The following is a 15,048-nucleotide window of genomic DNA, read 5'->3' as shown; positions in this document are numbered from 1 at the left end:
GGTCTCGATCCGGCTGACCTTGGACGCCGAGCACTCCAGCCGCGCGCCGACCTCCTCGATGGTGAACCCGGCCTCTTCCCGCAGCCTGCGCAGCGCGGTGACGAGGCGTCGCTTGCACAGCGTCGGGCTGGCCCCCCGCGACATCTCCACCTCCGAAATGGACTTCGGCCCATCTTTCGGCAGAGCGCGGCCGGAGCAAAGAGACGTCATCCATTCGTGTAGTGCAACTTGCAGATTGCCGGTAGGCAGCCGCAGGCTGCTGGACACACCGACACGGAGGAGCACCATGTCACCCGATAGGGAGCTCTGAGGATGTCCACCACCGTCTTCAGCCAGCTGGACAGGTCGCTGCACGAGCACCTCACCGCCCTCGTCCGGCTCGCCGCCGAGGCCGACGAGCGGACCGCCGCCGAACTCACCCGCTCCGCCCTCCCCCGCGTGGTCGCCGCCGTCAAATCACTGCTCGACGAACACCAACCCGACGAACACGGCCGCTGCGCCACCTGCCGCCCCCGCTGGTGGCGCAGGCGACGCCCCGCACCCTGCCGCGCCTACCTGGGCGCACAGCTGTGTCTAATGGCCGCGCCTCCGGCGCGGCGGCTCGGCCGCCCGGAAGTCGGCCCATCGGCACGCGTTTCACGCCGATCGAAAAACGTGATCGGCGTGAAAGGCATCCCGACAGACCGACGCGACTGTGCTGGATAGCCGCTGCTCCGCAGACGGCGGCTCGGCCACCCGGAAGTCGGCCCATCGGCACGCGTTTCGCGGAAAATCGAAAAGCGTGATTTTCCGCGAAAGGCATCCGACAGGCCGACGCGGCCTCGCGTGAGGGTTGGGGGCCTGCCGGGTAGGCGGCGGCTCAGAAATCGGTTCGCGGGTGGCTCGGAATTGGGCGCATCAGGCGTGGACGAGGTTTTTGGGGTAGTGGCGGCGGAGGGTGGCGGCGCTGATGCGGTCGAAGGTGCGGTCGGGCAGCACCCGCGCCAGGCGGACGAGCAGGGCGGCGTCCCAGCCGATGGTGTAGCGGGTGCGCGGCTTGCGGGCGGTGACGGCCCTCGCGATGACGCGGGCGGCGGCGTCGGCGGTCGCACCCGACGCGGTGCCGGAGGCCATCAGCCCGTTGACCGCCCGGACCAGGCCGTCGTAGCGCTCCCGCTGCTCGGCGGTCATGCCCGCGGCCAGCTCGTTCGCCGTGGTGATCCCGCGAGCGGCCATCTCCGTGCGGACCCCGCCTGGCTCGACCACGACCACCCGCACGCCCAGTGGCGCGACCTCCCGGCGCAGCGAGTCGCTGACCGCCTCCAGGGCGAACTTCGCACCGGCGTACGCGCCGTAGGTGGGCATGGCGAGCCTGCCGCCGATGGAGCTGATGTTGACCACACGCCCCTGACCGCACAGCAGGGCGGGCAGCAGGGCCTGGGTGACGGCGACGTGGCCGAACAGGTTGACCTCGAAAACCTGCCGCCACCGGTCCATCGGCAGCGCCTCGACGGGGGCGTTCACCTGGATGGCCGCGTTGTTGACCAGGGCGTGCAGCGGGCGCCGGTCGTCGGCGACCCGCTCGGCGAGCGCCCGCACGTGCTCGGGCTCGGTGATGTCGAGGATGACCGGCTCCACGCCCGCCGACCGGATGGCGTCGGCGTCGCGGTCGCGGCGCACGCCCGCCAGCACGTGGAACCCCCGGCGGGCCAGTTCGCGGGCGGTTGCCGCGCCCATGCCCGCGGCGGCCCCGGTCACGACGGCCAGGCCCCGAGCTTCAGATGACTTTGTCACATCAGCGAGGCTACCAATTCGGATGACACTGTCAACCGCGCGGCGGGGGCCCGCTCAGGCGCGGCCGGTGGCCAGGTAGGCGCGGTGCAGGGCGAAGGCTCCGCAGGCGGCTCCGGTGAGAGCCGCGGTCACCTGGCCGATGGCGGTGAACTCCGGCACCGCCCCGTGCCAGTCCCCTGCCAGCAAGGCGTAGACCAGCACCAGCGCCAGCCAGGGCGCGCGCAGCGCCGTGGGCAGCAGCACCGCCACCGCGCCCGCCGAGGTGAACGCCGCGTAGGCCACCCCGAGGTGGGCCGCGTCCCGCAGGTCCACCAGGTACGCGCCGGTGCCGATCACCGCCGTGGCCACCAGCGTCGCGGTCACGTGCCCGGTCAGCGCCACCGCCGCCGCGCGCCACGGCCCCACGGCGCGCTCGAAGGTGCCCAGGCACAGCGCCAAGCAGGCCAGCGACACGGCGGTGAACACCGCGCCGTCCGCGGCGTCGAGCACGAAAGCGCTGCCCAGCAGCGCGTTCACCGGGTGGTGGGCCAGGTTCCTCGGGTTGGCGCTGAGCGACTCCCGCACCTGGGCCGACATGCCGTCGGCGAACACGAACCTCATCAGCAGGGCCGCCCCCGTCACGGCCGCCAGGTAGGAAGCCGTGACGGGGTAGCGCTGGAAGGGTTCACGCACCCGATGGGAATCGGGTGGATCAGGCGTCCACTTGAGACCGGTCACCCGACCAGAGGGTGTGGAAGCTGCCCTCGCGGTCGGTGCGGCGGTAGGTGTGCGCGCCGAAGAAGTCGCGCAGGCCCTGCACCAGCGACGCGGGCAGGCGCTCGGAGCGCAGCGCGTCGTAGTAGGCCAGCGCGGACACGAAGCCCGGCACCGGGACGCCCGCCTCGACCGCGCCGACCACGACCCGGCGCCACGCCGCCTCGGCGTCGCGCACCGCGTCGCGGAAGTACTCGTCCACGAGCAGGGAGGCCAGGTTCGGGTCCTTGTCGTAGGCCTCGCGGATGCGGTCGAGGAAGCGGGCGCGGATGATGCAGCCGCCGCGCCAGATCGTCGCCATCGCGCCGAGGTCGAGGTCCCAGCCGTACTCGGCGCTGGCCGCGCGCATCTGGTCGAAGCCCTGCGCGTACGCCACGACCTTGGAGGCGTACAGCGCCTGCCGCACGTCCTCGACGAGCTGGTCGGCGATCCGCTCGGAGGCGAGCACCTCGGGCGAGCCGAACGCCTCGCGCGCGGCCTTGCGCTGCTCGACGCGGCCGGACAGCGACCGGGCGAACACCGCCTCGGCGATGCCGGTGACCGGCACGCCCAGCTCCAGCGCCTCCTGCACGGTCCAGCGGCCGGTGCCCTTCTGCTCGGCCTCGTCGGCGATCACGTCCACCAGCGGCACGCCGGTCTCGGGGTCGAAGTGGCCCAGCACCTCGGCGGTGATCTCGACCAGGTAGGACTCCAGGTCGCCGCTGTTCCAGCCGCGGAAGACCTCGGCGATCTGCGTCGGGGTCATCCCGCCGACGCGGTTGAGCAGGTCGTAGGCCTCGGCGATGAGCTGCATGTCGGCGTACTCGATGCCGTTGTGGACCATCTTCACGAAGTGGCCCGCGCCGTCGGGGCCGACGTGCACGCAGCACGGCACGCCGTCGACCTGGGCGGCGATGGACTCCAGCACCGGCCCGAGGTGCTGGTAGGACTCCTTGGAGCCGCCGGGCATGATGCTGGGCCCGTTGAGCGCGCCCTCCTCGCCGCCGGAGATGCCCGCGCCGACGAAGTGCAGGCCCGCTTCGCGCAGCGCGGCCTCGCGGCGGCGGGTGTCGGCGTAGTGGGCGTTGCCGCCGTCGATCACCATGTCGCCGGGCTCCAGCAGCGGCACCAGCTCGTCGATCACGGCGTCGGTGGGGGCGCCCGCCTTGACCATGATGATGATCTGGCGTGGTGTCTGCAGGCTCGCGACGAGCTCTTCCAGCGTCTCGGCGGGCACGAAGTCGCCTTCGTGGCCGTGCTCCTCGATCAGCGCTTTGGTGCGGGCGGAACTGCGGTTGTGCACGGCGACGCGGTAGCCGTGCCGGGCGAGGTTGCGCGCCAGGTTGCTGCCCATGACGGCGAGCCCGGTGACGGCGATCCGCGCGGGTGCCTCGGAGGTGGTCATTTTTCCAGCGTGCCCCTTTCCGCGTCCGCGCGCACGTATGCGCGCCCCTGTTTTTTACCATTCTTGATCACACTCCCCGACCTGTAACATCGTGAAACAACGAGTGGAACGGTGGGGGCGCATGACCAGGGCGGGGCGGGCGACGGTCCGGGACGTGGCGGCGGAGACCGGGCTGTCGATCGCCACCGTCTCGCGGGTGCTCAACGGGCAGGCCAACGTCGCCGCGCACACCAGGGAGGTGGTGCTGCGGGCGGTCGACCGGCTGGGCGCGCAGGCGCCGAGGCCGCGCGGCGGGCGGGCCCGCCGCGCGGGCGGCTCGGTCTACGTGCGCTGCCCCTACCTGCTCACCGACTACTTCGGGCTGATCGTGTCCTCGGTGGTGGAGACGCTGGCGCGGCACGGCAGGCGGGTGGTGCTGGACGCGGGCACGGCCGCCCAGCGGGTGCCCGCGCTGCCGGGCCTGCCCGGCCAGGCCGACCTGGACGGGGCGGTGTTGATCCTGCCGCCGGAGCCCGCCGAGGAGCTGGTCCGGCTGCGCGACAGCGGGTTCCCGTTCGTGGTGGTCGACCCGCGCACCGAGCTGCCGCGCGACGTGGCCTCGGTGTCCGCGGCGCACTTCGCGGGCGCGCGCAGGCTGATGGCGCACCTGGTGGAGCTGGGCCATCGGCGGGTGGGCGTGATCGGCGGGCCGGGCGACTGGCTGGCCAGCGACGGCAGGATGGCCGGGTACGCGGCGGCGCTGTCGGACGCGGGGGTGCTGCCCGCGCCGGAGCTGCTGCGCCACGTCGACGAGCCGACCACCGAGCTGGGCCACCGCGCCGCGCGCGAGCTGCTGGCGCTGGAGGACCGGCCGACGGCGCTGGTGGCGTTCAACGACAAGATGGCGGTCGGGGCCCTGCGCGCGGCGCGCGAACTGGGCCTGGAGGTGCCGGGGGACGTGTCCGTGGCGGGGTTCGACGACCTGGACCTGAGCCGGGCGACGCGGCCGGAGCTGACCACGGTCCGCCAGCCGCTGCAGGAGATGGGTCGGATGGCGGTCACCCTGCTGGTGCGGCTGCTGGAGCGGCACGAGCTGGAGGCGCTGCACGTGGAGCTGGCCACCGAACTGGTGGTGCGGGAGTCGACCGGACCCGCCTGAACCCCGGTGTTCCACAGCTTTTCAGCGCGTTTCCCGCGTCAGCGCGGCTCTTGACAGCCACCTGGGGGCATTGTTTCCTCTCTTCTGCGGGTTCGTTCCAGAAATGTTTCATTTGTTTCAGGACGACCATCCCTGTCCACACCGTCGTGAGAGGAGTCCGAGGTGTCCTCTGCCCACCGTCGGACCTTGATCAGCGCGGGCCTGGTCGCGGCGTGCGTCGCCGCGGCGGCGACCGCGCTGCCCCCGCCCACCGCCACCGCCGCGGGTGAGACCGTGAACGTCTGGCTCACCACCACGTCCGACCCCGGTGGCCGCACCGTCACCAGGGGGCTGCAGCAGCAGACGCCGGTGGCCTTCGGCACCGGTTCCGGCAACGCCGCCCACACCATCACCGTCGACGAGGGCACCACCTACCAGCGGTTCGAGGGCGGCGGCGCGTCGATCACCGACACCACCGCCTACCTGCTGCGCGGCGGCCCGGTCTCCGCCGCCACCCGCGACGCGGTGATGCGCGGGCTGTTCTCCCCCACCGAGGGCATCGGCCTGTCGTTCGTGCGCAACCCCATCGGCGCGTCCGACCTGTCGCGGCCGGGCCACGTGTCGCTGGACGACACCTGCTGCGACCTCGGCGACTTCGGCGCCAACGGCTACGACACCGACGTGCGGCTGCTGACCCAGCAGGCCAAGCGGCTCAACCCGGCCCTGCGGGTCAAGGGCGTGCCGTGGAGCGCGCCGGGCTGGATGAAGGACAACGGCCGGATGGACCAGATGGGCTGGCTGAAGTGGGAGCACTACCCCACCTACGCGCAGTACCTGGTCAAGTACGTGCAGAGCTACCAGGCGGCGGGCGTGCCGATCGACTACCTCTCGGTGCAGAACGAGCCCAACTGCTGCCAGGCGGCCAACCCCACCGCGATGGACTACCCCGGCATGAGCTGGAACCCGTCCGGGCTGGTGGAGTTCACCAAGAACCACGTCTACCCCGCCTTCCGCGCGGCGGGCATCACCACCAAGGTGCTCGTCCACGACTGGAACTACGGCGACTACGCCAACTTCGGCGCGGCGGTGCTGGCCGACCCTGGCGTGCGCGAGGACCCGCTGTTCGGCGGCATCGCCTGGCACGGCTACTTCGGCGACCCGGCGGTGGGCACCCAGGTGCGCGCCGCCTACCCGAACGTGCCGCAGTTCAGCACCGAGCACTCCGGCGGCACGTGGATCTCCAACCAGCACAACGAGGACATGGCCGACATCGTCAACTACGCCCGCAACTGGAGCGGCAGCCTGGTCAAGTGGAGCCTGGCGCTGAACCAGCACATGGGCCCGCACAACGGCGGCTGCGGCACGTGCACCGGGCTGATCACCGTGCAGGAGGGCGGTCCGAGGGCGGGCCAGGTCGACTACACCGTCGAGTACTACACCACCGGTCACCTGACCAAGTTCGTCAAGCCGGGCGCGCACCGGATCGACTCGACCGCCAACGGCGCCGTGCAGAACGTGGCCTACCGCAACCCGGACGGCTCCAAGGCGCTGATCGCCCACAACGGCGGCACCTCGGCGCAGTCGGTCAAGGTCGTCTGGGGCGGGCAGTCCTTCACCTACACCCTGCCCGCGCGCACCACGGCGACGTTCAGCTGGGCGGGCAACCCCGGCACCCCGACCGGCGGCGCGATCACCGGTCTGGCGGGCAAGTGCGTCGACGTGGCGGGCGGCAGCAGCGCCGACGGCACCCCCGTCCAGCTCCACACCTGCAACGGCAGCGCCGCCCAGCGGTGGACCCGGCCGGGCGACGGCACGCTGCGGGCGCTGGGCAAGTGCCTGGACGTCAAGGACCGGGCCACCGGCGACGGCGCGCAGCTGCAGCTGTGGACCTGCGGCGGCACCGCCAACCAGCAGTGGACCCGCACCGCCGGGCGCGACCTGGTGAACCCGGCGGCGGACAAGTGCCTCGACGTCACCGACCACAACAGCGTCGACGGGACGCGGTTGCAGATCTGGACCTGCACCGGCGCGGCCAACCAGAAGTGGGACGTGGCCTGAGCCCGGACGACCGGGGCCCCGCGCGGGGCCCCGGTCGCGCTCATCCCGTTGCCTTGTAAGCCTGTCCGGCCTGGTTGGGCGTTCCACCCGGCAGGTAGAGCCCGGTCCCCGGCTTGTCGGCGGGCAGCGCGAACCAGGCGTAGCGCTCCACGTAGGACAGACCTTCGAGCATCCGCGACGACTTGCCCGCGAAGTCCGCCAGCTCCGCGGCGCTGGGGTAGCGGACGCCACCGCCGGAGAAGTCCATCAGGGAGTACTCGGTGACCCAGATCGGCAGCCCGTACCGGGCGTGCACCGCGTCCAGGTAGTTCTTCAGGTGCCCCACCGCAGCCGGGCTGAAGTCCGAGCCGTACCAGTGCAGGGTGATGAAGTCGACCCGCAGGCCGCGCGCCCGCGCGCCGGACAGGAAGCGGTCGAGCCAGCCGCCCGGCTTGTCCCCGCTGTGCGCGACCGCCGGGCTGCCCAGGCGCATCCCCGTCGCCTGGAGCTGGGGCCACAGGTCCAGCGCCTGCTCCACGGTCATGTTCGACTGCTCGGCCAGGTCCGGCTCGTTGAAGCCGAGCAGGGTGGTGCCCTGCCCCTTGACCGCCCGCAGGTTCTCCGGGGTGACCGACTTGGCCCCCCAGATCATCGGCACGTACTCGACGCCGGGCGGCGCCTGGACGTTCTCGCGGGTGGCGGCCCAGTTGTAGAACCAGCCCGCGCCCACGTCGGACAGCGCGCGGTTCACGCCGTCGAAGTGCCAGGTGCTGACGCCCTTCTTCTTCGACCGCGCGGCGGGCGTCCGGGGTGCGGCGGCTTGCTGCTGCGTGGTCTGGACCGCCGTGGTGGTGGTCGTCGTCGGGACCGCGGTCGTCGTGGTGGTCGTGCTCGTCGTCGTGGTCGTGGCGCTGCTGGTGGGCGGGGCCGTGGTCGTCGTGGTGGTGGCCGCCGCCGCGATCGGCACGGGCTCGGGGGACCGGTCCTGCGGCAGGAACACCACCACGCCCGCCACGGTGCCCGCCACCGCGGCGACGGCGGCCGCGGCGACGAGCGGTTTGGCCGCCGCGTGCGCCCAGATCCCCTTCTTGACCACGGCCTGCTTCACAGCGGCCTGCTTCACAGCGGCGTTCTCCACAGCGGCGTTCTTCACGGCCGCGTTCTCCACGGCGTTCTCGGCCGCACCGGTCCGGTCCGGCAGCGCCGCGGTGGGCTCGGGCAGGGTGAGCAGACCGGCGGGCAGCGGCACCAGCGGCAGCCGCGCCACCAGCCCGTCTACGGCGGCCAGGTCTTCGAACCCGCGACCGCACCACGAGCACTCGCGCGCGTGCCGGACGATCCGCTTGCGCCACAACGCGCTGGGTTGGCCGTCCCAGTCCCGCACCACGGCGGCCAGCTCGCCGCAGCGGGGCGTGGCCGCCAGCACCCGGACCACCACGCGGGCCGCGTCCAGCTGGGCCTTCATCCGCTGCACGCGCACCGCGGTGTGCTGGGGGCTGAGCCCGACCGCCTCGGCGACCTCGGCGCGGGTCACCTGCCCCGCGGTCTCCATCCACCACAGCGACAGCAGCTCGCGCTCCTCGTCGCCCAGCCACCGGGTGGCCGCGACGACCTCGCGGCGCTGCCCGGTCAGGTGCAGCCGGGTGATGGCCAGGTCGACGAAGTCCGCGCCGGGGTCGGCCAGGTCGACCAGGTCCCGCTCGTCCACCGGCAGCGGCAGCTTGCGCCGGTGCCGCTCGCGGACCTGGTTCATGGCGATGACCAGCAGCCACGACCGGAACGCGGCCGGGTCGCGCAGGCCGCCCAGCCCGTCCAGGGCGCGCAGCATGGTCTCCTGGACCACGTCGTCGGTGTCGGAGTGGCCGCCGAGCGCGTGCCCGACGACGTTGTAGACCAGCGGCAGGTACCCCGCCACCAGCTCGTCCAGCGCTGACTGCTCGCCGCGCTGCGCGGCGAGCACCGTGGCGGCGCCCGGCTCCCGCGGTGTCCGCATCCCGATCCTCTCGGCCGTGTTGGGCTTCCCCACCGGAGACGGTTCGAAGGCCCGCACGATAACGAGAACCTCGGCATCGGCGAGCGCGGACTGGAGCGGGCACGTCGAGGCATCGCAGGCGGGCACCCACGGCGCGTGCCCGCCCACCCGTCGTGACCAGGGGCTACCGGCCCGCCGTCCGGTCCGCCCGCGCGGCTACATTGCCCGCATGACGCCAGAGGAGTTCCGCCGGATCGGCCACCAGGTGGTGGACTGGGTCGCCGACTACCGCTCGCGCATCGAGGACTTCCCGGTGCTGTCCCCGGTGGAGCCGGGCTGGGTCCGCGCGCAGCTGCCGGAGGAGCTGCCGGAGCGGCCATCGGACTTCGACGCGCTGCTGGCCGACGTGGACCGGGTGGTGCTGCCGGGCACCACGCACTGGCAGCACCCGTCGTTCTTCGGCTACTTCCCGTCCAACGCCTCGCTGCCCTCGGTGCTGGGCGACCTGCTGTCCACCGGCCTGGGCGTGCAGGGGATGCTGTGGGCCACCTCGCCCGCCGCCACCGAGCTGGAGCAGGCGCTGATGGACCAGCTGGCCACGGCGATGGGCCTGCCGGAGTCGTTCCGGGGCGGTGGCGTCATCCAGGACACCGCCTCGTCGGCCGCGCTGGTGGCGATGACCGCGGCGCTGCAGCGCGCGTCCGGCGGCAAGTGGCGCGACTCCGGGGTGGACGGGTCGGAGACCGTCTACGTCTCCTCGCAGACGCACTCCTCACTGGCCAAGGCGGCGCGGGTGGCCGGGCTGGGCGAGTCGGCGGTGCGGTCGGTCGCGGTGGACGCCGCCCAGGCCATGTCCGCCGACGACCTGGCCGCGCGGGTCCGCGCCGACCTGGACGCGGGCCGCCGCCCGGTGCTGGTGTGCGCGACGATCGGCACCACCGGCACGGGCGCGGTCGACCCGGTGCGCGAGATCGCCGCGATCTGCCGCGAGCACGGCATCTGGCTGCACGTGGACGCCGCCTGGGCGGGTCCGGTGGCGCTGTGCGAGGAGCACCGGGCGCTGTTCGACGGCGTGGAGCTGGCCGATTCGTTCGGGGCCAACGCGCACAAGTGGCTGCTGACCGCGTTCGACCTGTCGCTGTTCTGGACCGCGCACCCGGACGTGCTGGTGGACGCGCTGACGATCCTGCCGGAGTACCTGCGCAACGCGGCGTCGGAGTCCGGCGCGGTGGTGGACTACCGCGACTGGCAGATCCCGCTGGGCAGGCGGTTCCGGGCGCTGAAGCTGTGGTCGGTGCTGCGCTGGTACGGCCTGTCCGGGCTGCGCGAGCACCTGCGCGGCCACATCGCGCTGGCCGAGGCGCTGGAGGGCTGGGTGGCCGAGGACCCGCGCTGGGAGCTGGTGGTGCCCAGGTCGCTGTCGCTGGTCACCATCGCCGTGCGGGACGACGAGGAGGCCACCCGGCGGGCCATGGAGGTGGTCAACGCCAGCGGGTCGGCGTTCGTCACGCACACCTCGGTGAACGGCCGCTTCGCCATCCGCGTGGCCATCGGCGCGGAGGGCACGCGGGAGCGGCACGTGCGCGCCCTGTGGGACGCCCTGCGCGCGGCGGTGTAGCGGCGGCCGGGCTCAGGAGGGGATCGGCCGGGCGGCCTCGGCGCGCAGGCCGTCGAGGAAGAACGCCAGGCAGCGCCGCCACGCCAGGGGCGCCTCGTCCGCCGATTCCCTGATCACCTTGGACATCGCCCAGATCAGCGTGATGAAGTCCCGCTCCTCGAAGTCCGCGCGCAGCTGCCCGCTGTCCTTGGCGCGCGCGATGAGCCGCCGCGCGATCTCCAACCCGCCCCGGCAGGCCTCCGCCAGCCCGGCGGCTGTCGAGAAGCGCCCGCTCAGCGCGTCGTTGAGCCCGAAGTCCTCGGCCTGCAGGGCGAACACGCCCTCGACGAACCGGGTGAACCCGCGCCACGCGTCGTCGTCGGCCAGCGCCTGCGCGCCGATCCGCTCCAGCACCGCCACGCGCGCCGGGAAGATCGCGTCGATGAGCGCCTCGCGGGTCGGGAAGTGGTTGTAGAGGGTGCCGATGCTGACCCCGGCACGGCGGGCGATCTCCTCCAGCGGCGCGTCCAGCCCGCGTTCGCCGAACACCCGCGTGGCGGCGTCCAGCAGCTTGTCGCGGTTGCGCGCGGCGTCGGCGCGCAGTGGCTTGGGCATGGCTCCCCGATCGGAACTTGAGGGCGTCCTCGACCAATGCTAGCTTCGAAGAAGTTGAGGCATACCTCGACTTACTTCTCCCGGAGGAACCCATGAGCGGAACCGCTGTTGTCCTCGGCGTCGGCCCCGGCCTCGGCATGTCCATCGCCCACCGCTTCGGCCGCGAGGGCTACCGGGTGGCCCTGGTCTCGCGCAGCGCGACCAGGCACCCCGACTACCTCGCCGCCCTGGCCGCCGCCGGGGTCCAGGCCGGCTCCCACACCGCCGACGTGCGCGACGCGGGCAGCCTGCGCGCCGCGCTGGACGAGATCGGGCGGGTCGACGTGCTCTACTACGGCCCCGCGAGCGCGGACATCAGCCCGGTCCCGATCACCGAGACCTCCTCCGACGACGTGCGCGAGGCGATGAGCTGGGTCCTCCCGGCGGTCGACGCGGTGGGCGCGGTCCTGCCCGGCATGGTCGAGCGCGGGTCGGGCGGGCTGCTGTTCGCGGGCGGCCTGAGCGCCGTGGTCCCGATGCCCCCGCTGGGCAACCTGGCGGTCTCGTCGGCCGCGCTGCGCAACTACGCGCTGACCCTGAACGCGGCGCTGGCCGGCACGGGCGTCTACGCGGGCGCCCTGACCATCGGCGGGCTGATCGAGCGCGGGGACATCCACCGCATGATGACGGCGCAGCCGGAACTGCTGGGCGACCTGAGCGCGCACACGCTCGACCCCGACGGCATCGCCGACGCGGCCTGGGAGCTGTACACCAAGCGCGACCGCGCCGAAGAGGTCTTCAACGCCCTCGGCTGAGGTCAGTTGCGGATCAGCTCGGCGAGGTCGACGGTGATCGTGAAAGGGCTCAGGACCCGCACCTTCCCGCTGCCACCGGCCACGTGCTCGTAGTCGCCGTCGACGAGCGTGAAGGCGTCCAGCGAGGCGGGCGCGTCGAGGTCGACCAGCCAGTAGTGCGGGATGCCCGCGTCGGCGTACTCGGCGGGCTTGGTGACGCGATCGGTCCGCCCGGTGCCGGGCGACACGATCTCGACCGCCAGGAGCACCTCGTCCGCGGAGAAGCGAGCGGGGTACTCGTCGGTCGGCCTGCTCGGCACCACCACGACGTCGGGAGCGCGCAGCGTCGCGGGGTGGACCGGGTTGACCACGACCTCGACATCACCGAAAGCGGCGAACTCCTCCGGGAGGTGGGCCTCCAAGAGCCCGGTGAGCCGGTACGCCACCCGCTGGTGGATCGGCGCGGGGCGTGGAACGACCAGCGGAACCCCGCCGACCAGCTCACAGCGGTGCGATCCGCCCTTCGGGAGCGCGTCCCACTCCCCAAGGGTGAGCAAGCGCTCCGGCACTGCGATCATCACCTTCCACCAGCGGTCACCAGGGCGCCACAGCGTAGCGGGGTCAGTCCAGCACCCGGAGCAGTCCCTCCTGGACCACCGTGGCCACCAACTGGCCATCGGCCGAGAAGAACCGACCGGTCGCCAGGCCGCGCGCCCCCGACGCCGAGGGCGAGGCGCAGTCGTAGAGGAACCACTCGTCGGCGCGGAACCGGCGGTGGAACCACATCGCGTGGTCCAGGCTGGCCCCCAGCACCTTGTCGGTGCCCCAGTAGACGCCGTGCCGCACCAGCACCGAGTCCAGCAGCGTCATGTCCGAGGCGTAGGCCAGCACGCACACGTGCAGCAGGTCGTCGTCGGGGAGCTTGCCGTCGGCGCGCATCCACACCTGGCTGCGCGCCTCGGCGGGCCCGCCCTCGCGGGCCCGCCACGGCGGCTCGGTCACGTAGCGCACGTCGATCGGCCTGGGCAGTCGCGCCATGCCGACCTTGTCCAGGTACCCGGCGGCGGCCTGGGCGTAGGTGGGCAGCGACTCCGGCTCGGGCACGGCGGGCATCGGCTCCTGGTGGTCCAGGCCCGGCTCGTCGAGCTGGAACGACGCGGACAGCGAGAAGATCGCCTTGCCGCGCTGGACGGCCACCACGCGGCGGGTGGTGAACGAGCGGCCGTCGCGGATGCGGTCGACTTCGTAGACGATCGGGATCGTCGGGTCGCCGCCGCGGATGAAGTACGAGTGCAGCGAGTGGACCCGGCGCTCCGGCGGGACGGTCCGCCCCGCCGCCACCAGCGCCTGCCCCGCTACCTGCCCGCCGAACACCCGCACGGGCGACTCGGCGGGGGACACCCCTCGGAAGATGTTCTCCTCGATGCGCTCCAGGTCCAGCAGCGCCACGAGGCGGTCGAGCACGGGCTGCCCGTGCGGAACACCGTCGCTGTCCAGCGGAACGTCCTGGAGCGGGGCGGTCGCCGCGGCACGGGCAGCCTCTGTCACGTCATCTCCTAGGCGTGGTCTTCCTCCCCGAGCCGGTGGACCCGGATGAGGTTGGTCGAGCCGACGGTGCCGGGCGGGGAGCCCGCGACGACGACCATGAGGTCTCCCGGCTGGTAGCGGCCGATCGACAGCATGGAGGCGTCCACCTGGCGGACCATCTCGTCGGTGGAGTCCACCTTAGGCACCAGGAACGTCTCGGTGCCCCAGGTGAGAGCAAGCTGACTGCGCACGCTGGGCTCCGGGGTGAACGCCAGCAGCGGCAGGTGGGTGTGCAGGCGGGCCAGCCGCCGCACCGTGTCACCGGACTGGGTGAACGCCACCAGCGCCTTGGCGTTGAGCCGCTCGCCGATGTCGCGGGCCGCGTAGGAGATCACGCCGCGCTTGGTGCGCGGGACGTGGGTCAGCGGCGGCACCACCACCGACTCGGTCTCCACCGCCTCGATGATGCGGCCCATGGTCTTGACCGACTCGATCGCGTAGCGGCCCACGCTGGTCTCGCCGGAGAGCATCAGCGCGTCCGCGCCGTCGAGCACGGCGTTGGCCACGTCGGAGGTCTCCGCGCGGGTCGGGCGCGAGTTGGTGATCATCGAGTCGAGCATCTGGGTGGCCACGATCACCGGCTTGGCGTTCTCGCGGGCGATCTGGATGGCCCGCTTCTGCACCAGCGGCACGTGCTCCAGCGGCAGCTCCACGCCCAGGTCGCCGCGGGCGACCATGACGCCGTCGAAGGCCAGCACGATGGCTTCGAGGTTGTCGACCGCCTCGGGCTTCTCGATCTTGGCGATCACCGGCAGCCGTCCGCGACCGCTGCGGTCCATCACCTGGTGCACCAGGTCGATGTCGGCGGGCGAGCGCACGAAGGACAGCGCGATGAAGTCCACGCCCAGGCTGAGGGCGAACTCCAGGTCCTCGATGTCCTTCTCGGACAGCGCGGGCACGGACACGTCCATGCCGGGCAGCGACAGGCCCTTGTTGTTGCTGACCGGGCCGCCCTCGGTGACCTCGCAGACCACGTCCGGGCCCTCGATGTCGGTGACCACCAGGCCGACCTTGCCGTCGTCCACCAGCAGCCGGTCGCCGACCTTGGCGTCCTTGGCCAACTCCTTGTAGGTGGTGGAGACCCGGTCGTGGGTGCCCTCGACGTCCTCCACGGTGACCCGGACGATGTCGCCGGTGCGCCACTCGACGGGGCCGTGGGCGAACCGGCCGAGGCGGATCTTGGGGCCCTGCAGGTCGGCCAGGACGCCCACCGCGCGGCCCGACGCGTCCGCGGCGGCGCGGACGAGGTCGTAGACCTGCTTGTGGTCCGCGTGGCTGCCGTGGCTGAAGTTCATCCTCGCCACGTCCATCCCCGCCGCGACCAGCTCGTTGATCTTGTCAGCGGTGGCGGTGGCGGGGCCCAGGGTACAGACGATCTTCGCGCGTCGACTCACGTTCGGACAGAGTAGTCCTCTTCACTGGACCGATCAGGATGTACCC

General features: G+C 72.5%; 14 protein-coding genes. 5 read left to right on the top strand and 9 right to left on the bottom strand.

All coding sequences use genetic code 11. From position 1 onward, the window contains the following. A partial coding sequence (locus IEZ00_RS36440) for a helix-turn-helix domain-containing protein (protein ID WP_229795506.1) occupies positions 1-144 on the bottom strand: 144 nt, incomplete at its 3' end. A 168-nt stretch (positions 145-312) separates the two neighbouring features. Between IEZ00_RS36440 and IEZ00_RS11165 the strand changes: the two genes are divergently transcribed. Beyond that, on the top strand, positions 313-705 hold the full coding sequence (locus IEZ00_RS11165; RefSeq protein ID WP_189223106.1) for a hypothetical protein: 393 nt from the start codon (positions 313-315) through the stop codon (positions 703-705). Between the two features lie 192 nt (positions 706-897). Here IEZ00_RS11165 and IEZ00_RS11160 read toward each other — a convergent pair whose 3' ends face one another. Genes IEZ00_RS11160 through gnd form a run of 3 tightly spaced genes read right to left on the bottom strand, consistent with a single transcriptional unit; the run spans position 898 to position 3,910 of the window. Next, complete coding sequence (locus tag IEZ00_RS11160) at positions 898-1,773, bottom strand: SDR family NAD(P)-dependent oxidoreductase (RefSeq protein WP_189223105.1); 876 nt, start codon at positions 1,771-1,773, stop codon at positions 898-900. Between the two features lie 54 nt (positions 1,774-1,827). Beyond that, a complete protein-coding gene (locus tag IEZ00_RS11155) occupies positions 1,828-2,445 on the bottom strand; it encodes a rhomboid-like protein (RefSeq protein ID WP_189223104.1) in 618 nt (205 codons plus the stop codon). A gap of 19 nt (positions 2,446-2,464) precedes the next feature. Then, complete coding sequence (gnd, locus tag IEZ00_RS11150; protein ID WP_189223103.1) at positions 2,465-3,910, bottom strand: NADP-dependent phosphogluconate dehydrogenase; 1,446 nt, start codon at positions 3,908-3,910, stop codon at positions 2,465-2,467. 121 nt (positions 3,911-4,031) lie between these two features. Between gnd and IEZ00_RS11145 the strand changes: the two genes are divergently transcribed. Together IEZ00_RS11145 and IEZ00_RS11140 are read left to right on the top strand one after the other, a co-directional pair. Continuing rightward, complete coding sequence (locus IEZ00_RS11145; protein WP_189223102.1) at positions 4,032-5,048, top strand: LacI family DNA-binding transcriptional regulator; 1,017 nt, start codon at positions 4,032-4,034, stop codon at positions 5,046-5,048. 162 nt (positions 5,049-5,210) lie between these two features. Next, the gene (locus tag IEZ00_RS11140) at positions 5,211-7,085 is read left to right on the top strand and encodes a ricin-type beta-trefoil lectin domain protein (protein ID WP_189223101.1); all 1,875 of its coding nucleotides are present in this window, start codon (positions 5,211-5,213) and stop codon (positions 7,083-7,085) included. A 40-nt stretch (positions 7,086-7,125) separates the two neighbouring features. Here the strand turns inward: IEZ00_RS11140 and IEZ00_RS11135 are convergent, their stop codons facing one another. Then, positions 7,126-9,057, bottom strand: coding sequence for a sigma-70 family RNA polymerase sigma factor (locus IEZ00_RS11135; RefSeq protein WP_189223100.1), 1,932 nt, complete (start codon positions 9,055-9,057; stop codon positions 7,126-7,128). 208 nt (positions 9,058-9,265) lie between these two features. On the opposite strand from IEZ00_RS11135, the gene IEZ00_RS11130 reads away from it, so the two are divergent. After that, positions 9,266-10,654: an aminotransferase class V-fold PLP-dependent enzyme gene (locus IEZ00_RS11130; protein ID WP_189223099.1), complete on the top strand. Its 1,389-nt coding sequence runs from the start codon at positions 9,266-9,268 to the stop codon at positions 10,652-10,654. Positions 10,655-10,666: 12 nt separating this feature from the next. On the opposite strand, the gene IEZ00_RS11125 is transcribed toward IEZ00_RS11130, so the two are convergent. Further along, positions 10,667-11,248, bottom strand: coding sequence for a TetR/AcrR family transcriptional regulator (locus IEZ00_RS11125; protein WP_189223098.1), 582 nt, complete (start codon positions 11,246-11,248; stop codon positions 10,667-10,669). 92 nt (positions 11,249-11,340) lie between these two features. On the opposite strand from IEZ00_RS11125, the gene IEZ00_RS11120 reads away from it, so the two are divergent. Then, on the top strand, positions 11,341-12,042 hold the full coding sequence (locus tag IEZ00_RS11120; RefSeq protein WP_189223097.1) for an SDR family NAD(P)-dependent oxidoreductase: 702 nt from the start codon (positions 11,341-11,343) through the stop codon (positions 12,040-12,042). A gap of 2 nt (positions 12,043-12,044) precedes the next feature. On the opposite strand, the gene IEZ00_RS11115 is transcribed toward IEZ00_RS11120, so the two are convergent. From IEZ00_RS11115 to pyk, 3 genes are read right to left on the bottom strand one after another with little or no spacing between them, the layout of a single operon-like run. Further along, a complete protein-coding gene (locus IEZ00_RS11115; RefSeq protein WP_189223096.1) occupies positions 12,045-12,599 on the bottom strand; it encodes a Uma2 family endonuclease in 555 nt (184 codons plus the stop codon). A 43-nt stretch (positions 12,600-12,642) separates the two neighbouring features. Beyond that, positions 12,643-13,569, bottom strand: a complete 927-nt coding sequence (gene tesB / locus IEZ00_RS11110; RefSeq protein ID WP_189223095.1) for an acyl-CoA thioesterase II — start codon at positions 13,567-13,569, stop codon at positions 12,643-12,645. An 8-nt stretch (positions 13,570-13,577) separates the two neighbouring features. Continuing rightward, a complete protein-coding gene (gene pyk / locus IEZ00_RS11105) occupies positions 13,578-15,002 on the bottom strand; it encodes a pyruvate kinase (RefSeq protein WP_189223094.1) in 1,425 nt (474 codons plus the stop codon). Positions 15,003-15,048: the final 46 nt, after the last annotated feature.

This window comes from Saccharothrix coeruleofusca, assembly GCF_014648515.1.
Lineage (GTDB): Bacteria > Actinomycetota > Actinomycetes > Mycobacteriales > Pseudonocardiaceae > Actinosynnema > Actinosynnema coeruleofuscum.
This window is presented reverse-complemented; position numbering and strand designations above follow the sequence as displayed.

Coding starts and splice junctions, on each gene's coding strand:
- IEZ00_RS11130 (WP_189223099.1), top strand. CDS start 9,266: ATGACGCCAGAGGAGTTCCGCCGGATCGGCCACCAGGTGGTGGACTGG.
- gnd (WP_189223103.1), bottom strand. CDS start 3,910: ATGACCACCTCCGAGGCACCCGCGCGGATCGCCGTCACCGGGCTCGCC.
- IEZ00_RS11115 (WP_189223096.1), bottom strand. CDS start 12,599: ATGATCGCAGTGCCGGAGCGCTTGCTCACCCTTGGGGAGTGGGACGCG.
- IEZ00_RS11125 (WP_189223098.1), bottom strand. CDS start 11,248: ATGCCCAAGCCACTGCGCGCCGACGCCGCGCGCAACCGCGACAAGCTG.
- IEZ00_RS11120 (WP_189223097.1), top strand. CDS start 11,341: ATGAGCGGAACCGCTGTTGTCCTCGGCGTCGGCCCCGGCCTCGGCATG.
- IEZ00_RS11135 (WP_189223100.1), bottom strand. CDS start 9,057: ATGCGGACACCGCGGGAGCCGGGCGCCGCCACGGTGCTCGCCGCGCAG.
- IEZ00_RS11145 (WP_189223102.1), top strand. CDS start 4,032: ATGACCAGGGCGGGGCGGGCGACGGTCCGGGACGTGGCGGCGGAGACC.
- IEZ00_RS11165 (WP_189223106.1), top strand. CDS start 313: ATGTCCACCACCGTCTTCAGCCAGCTGGACAGGTCGCTGCACGAGCAC.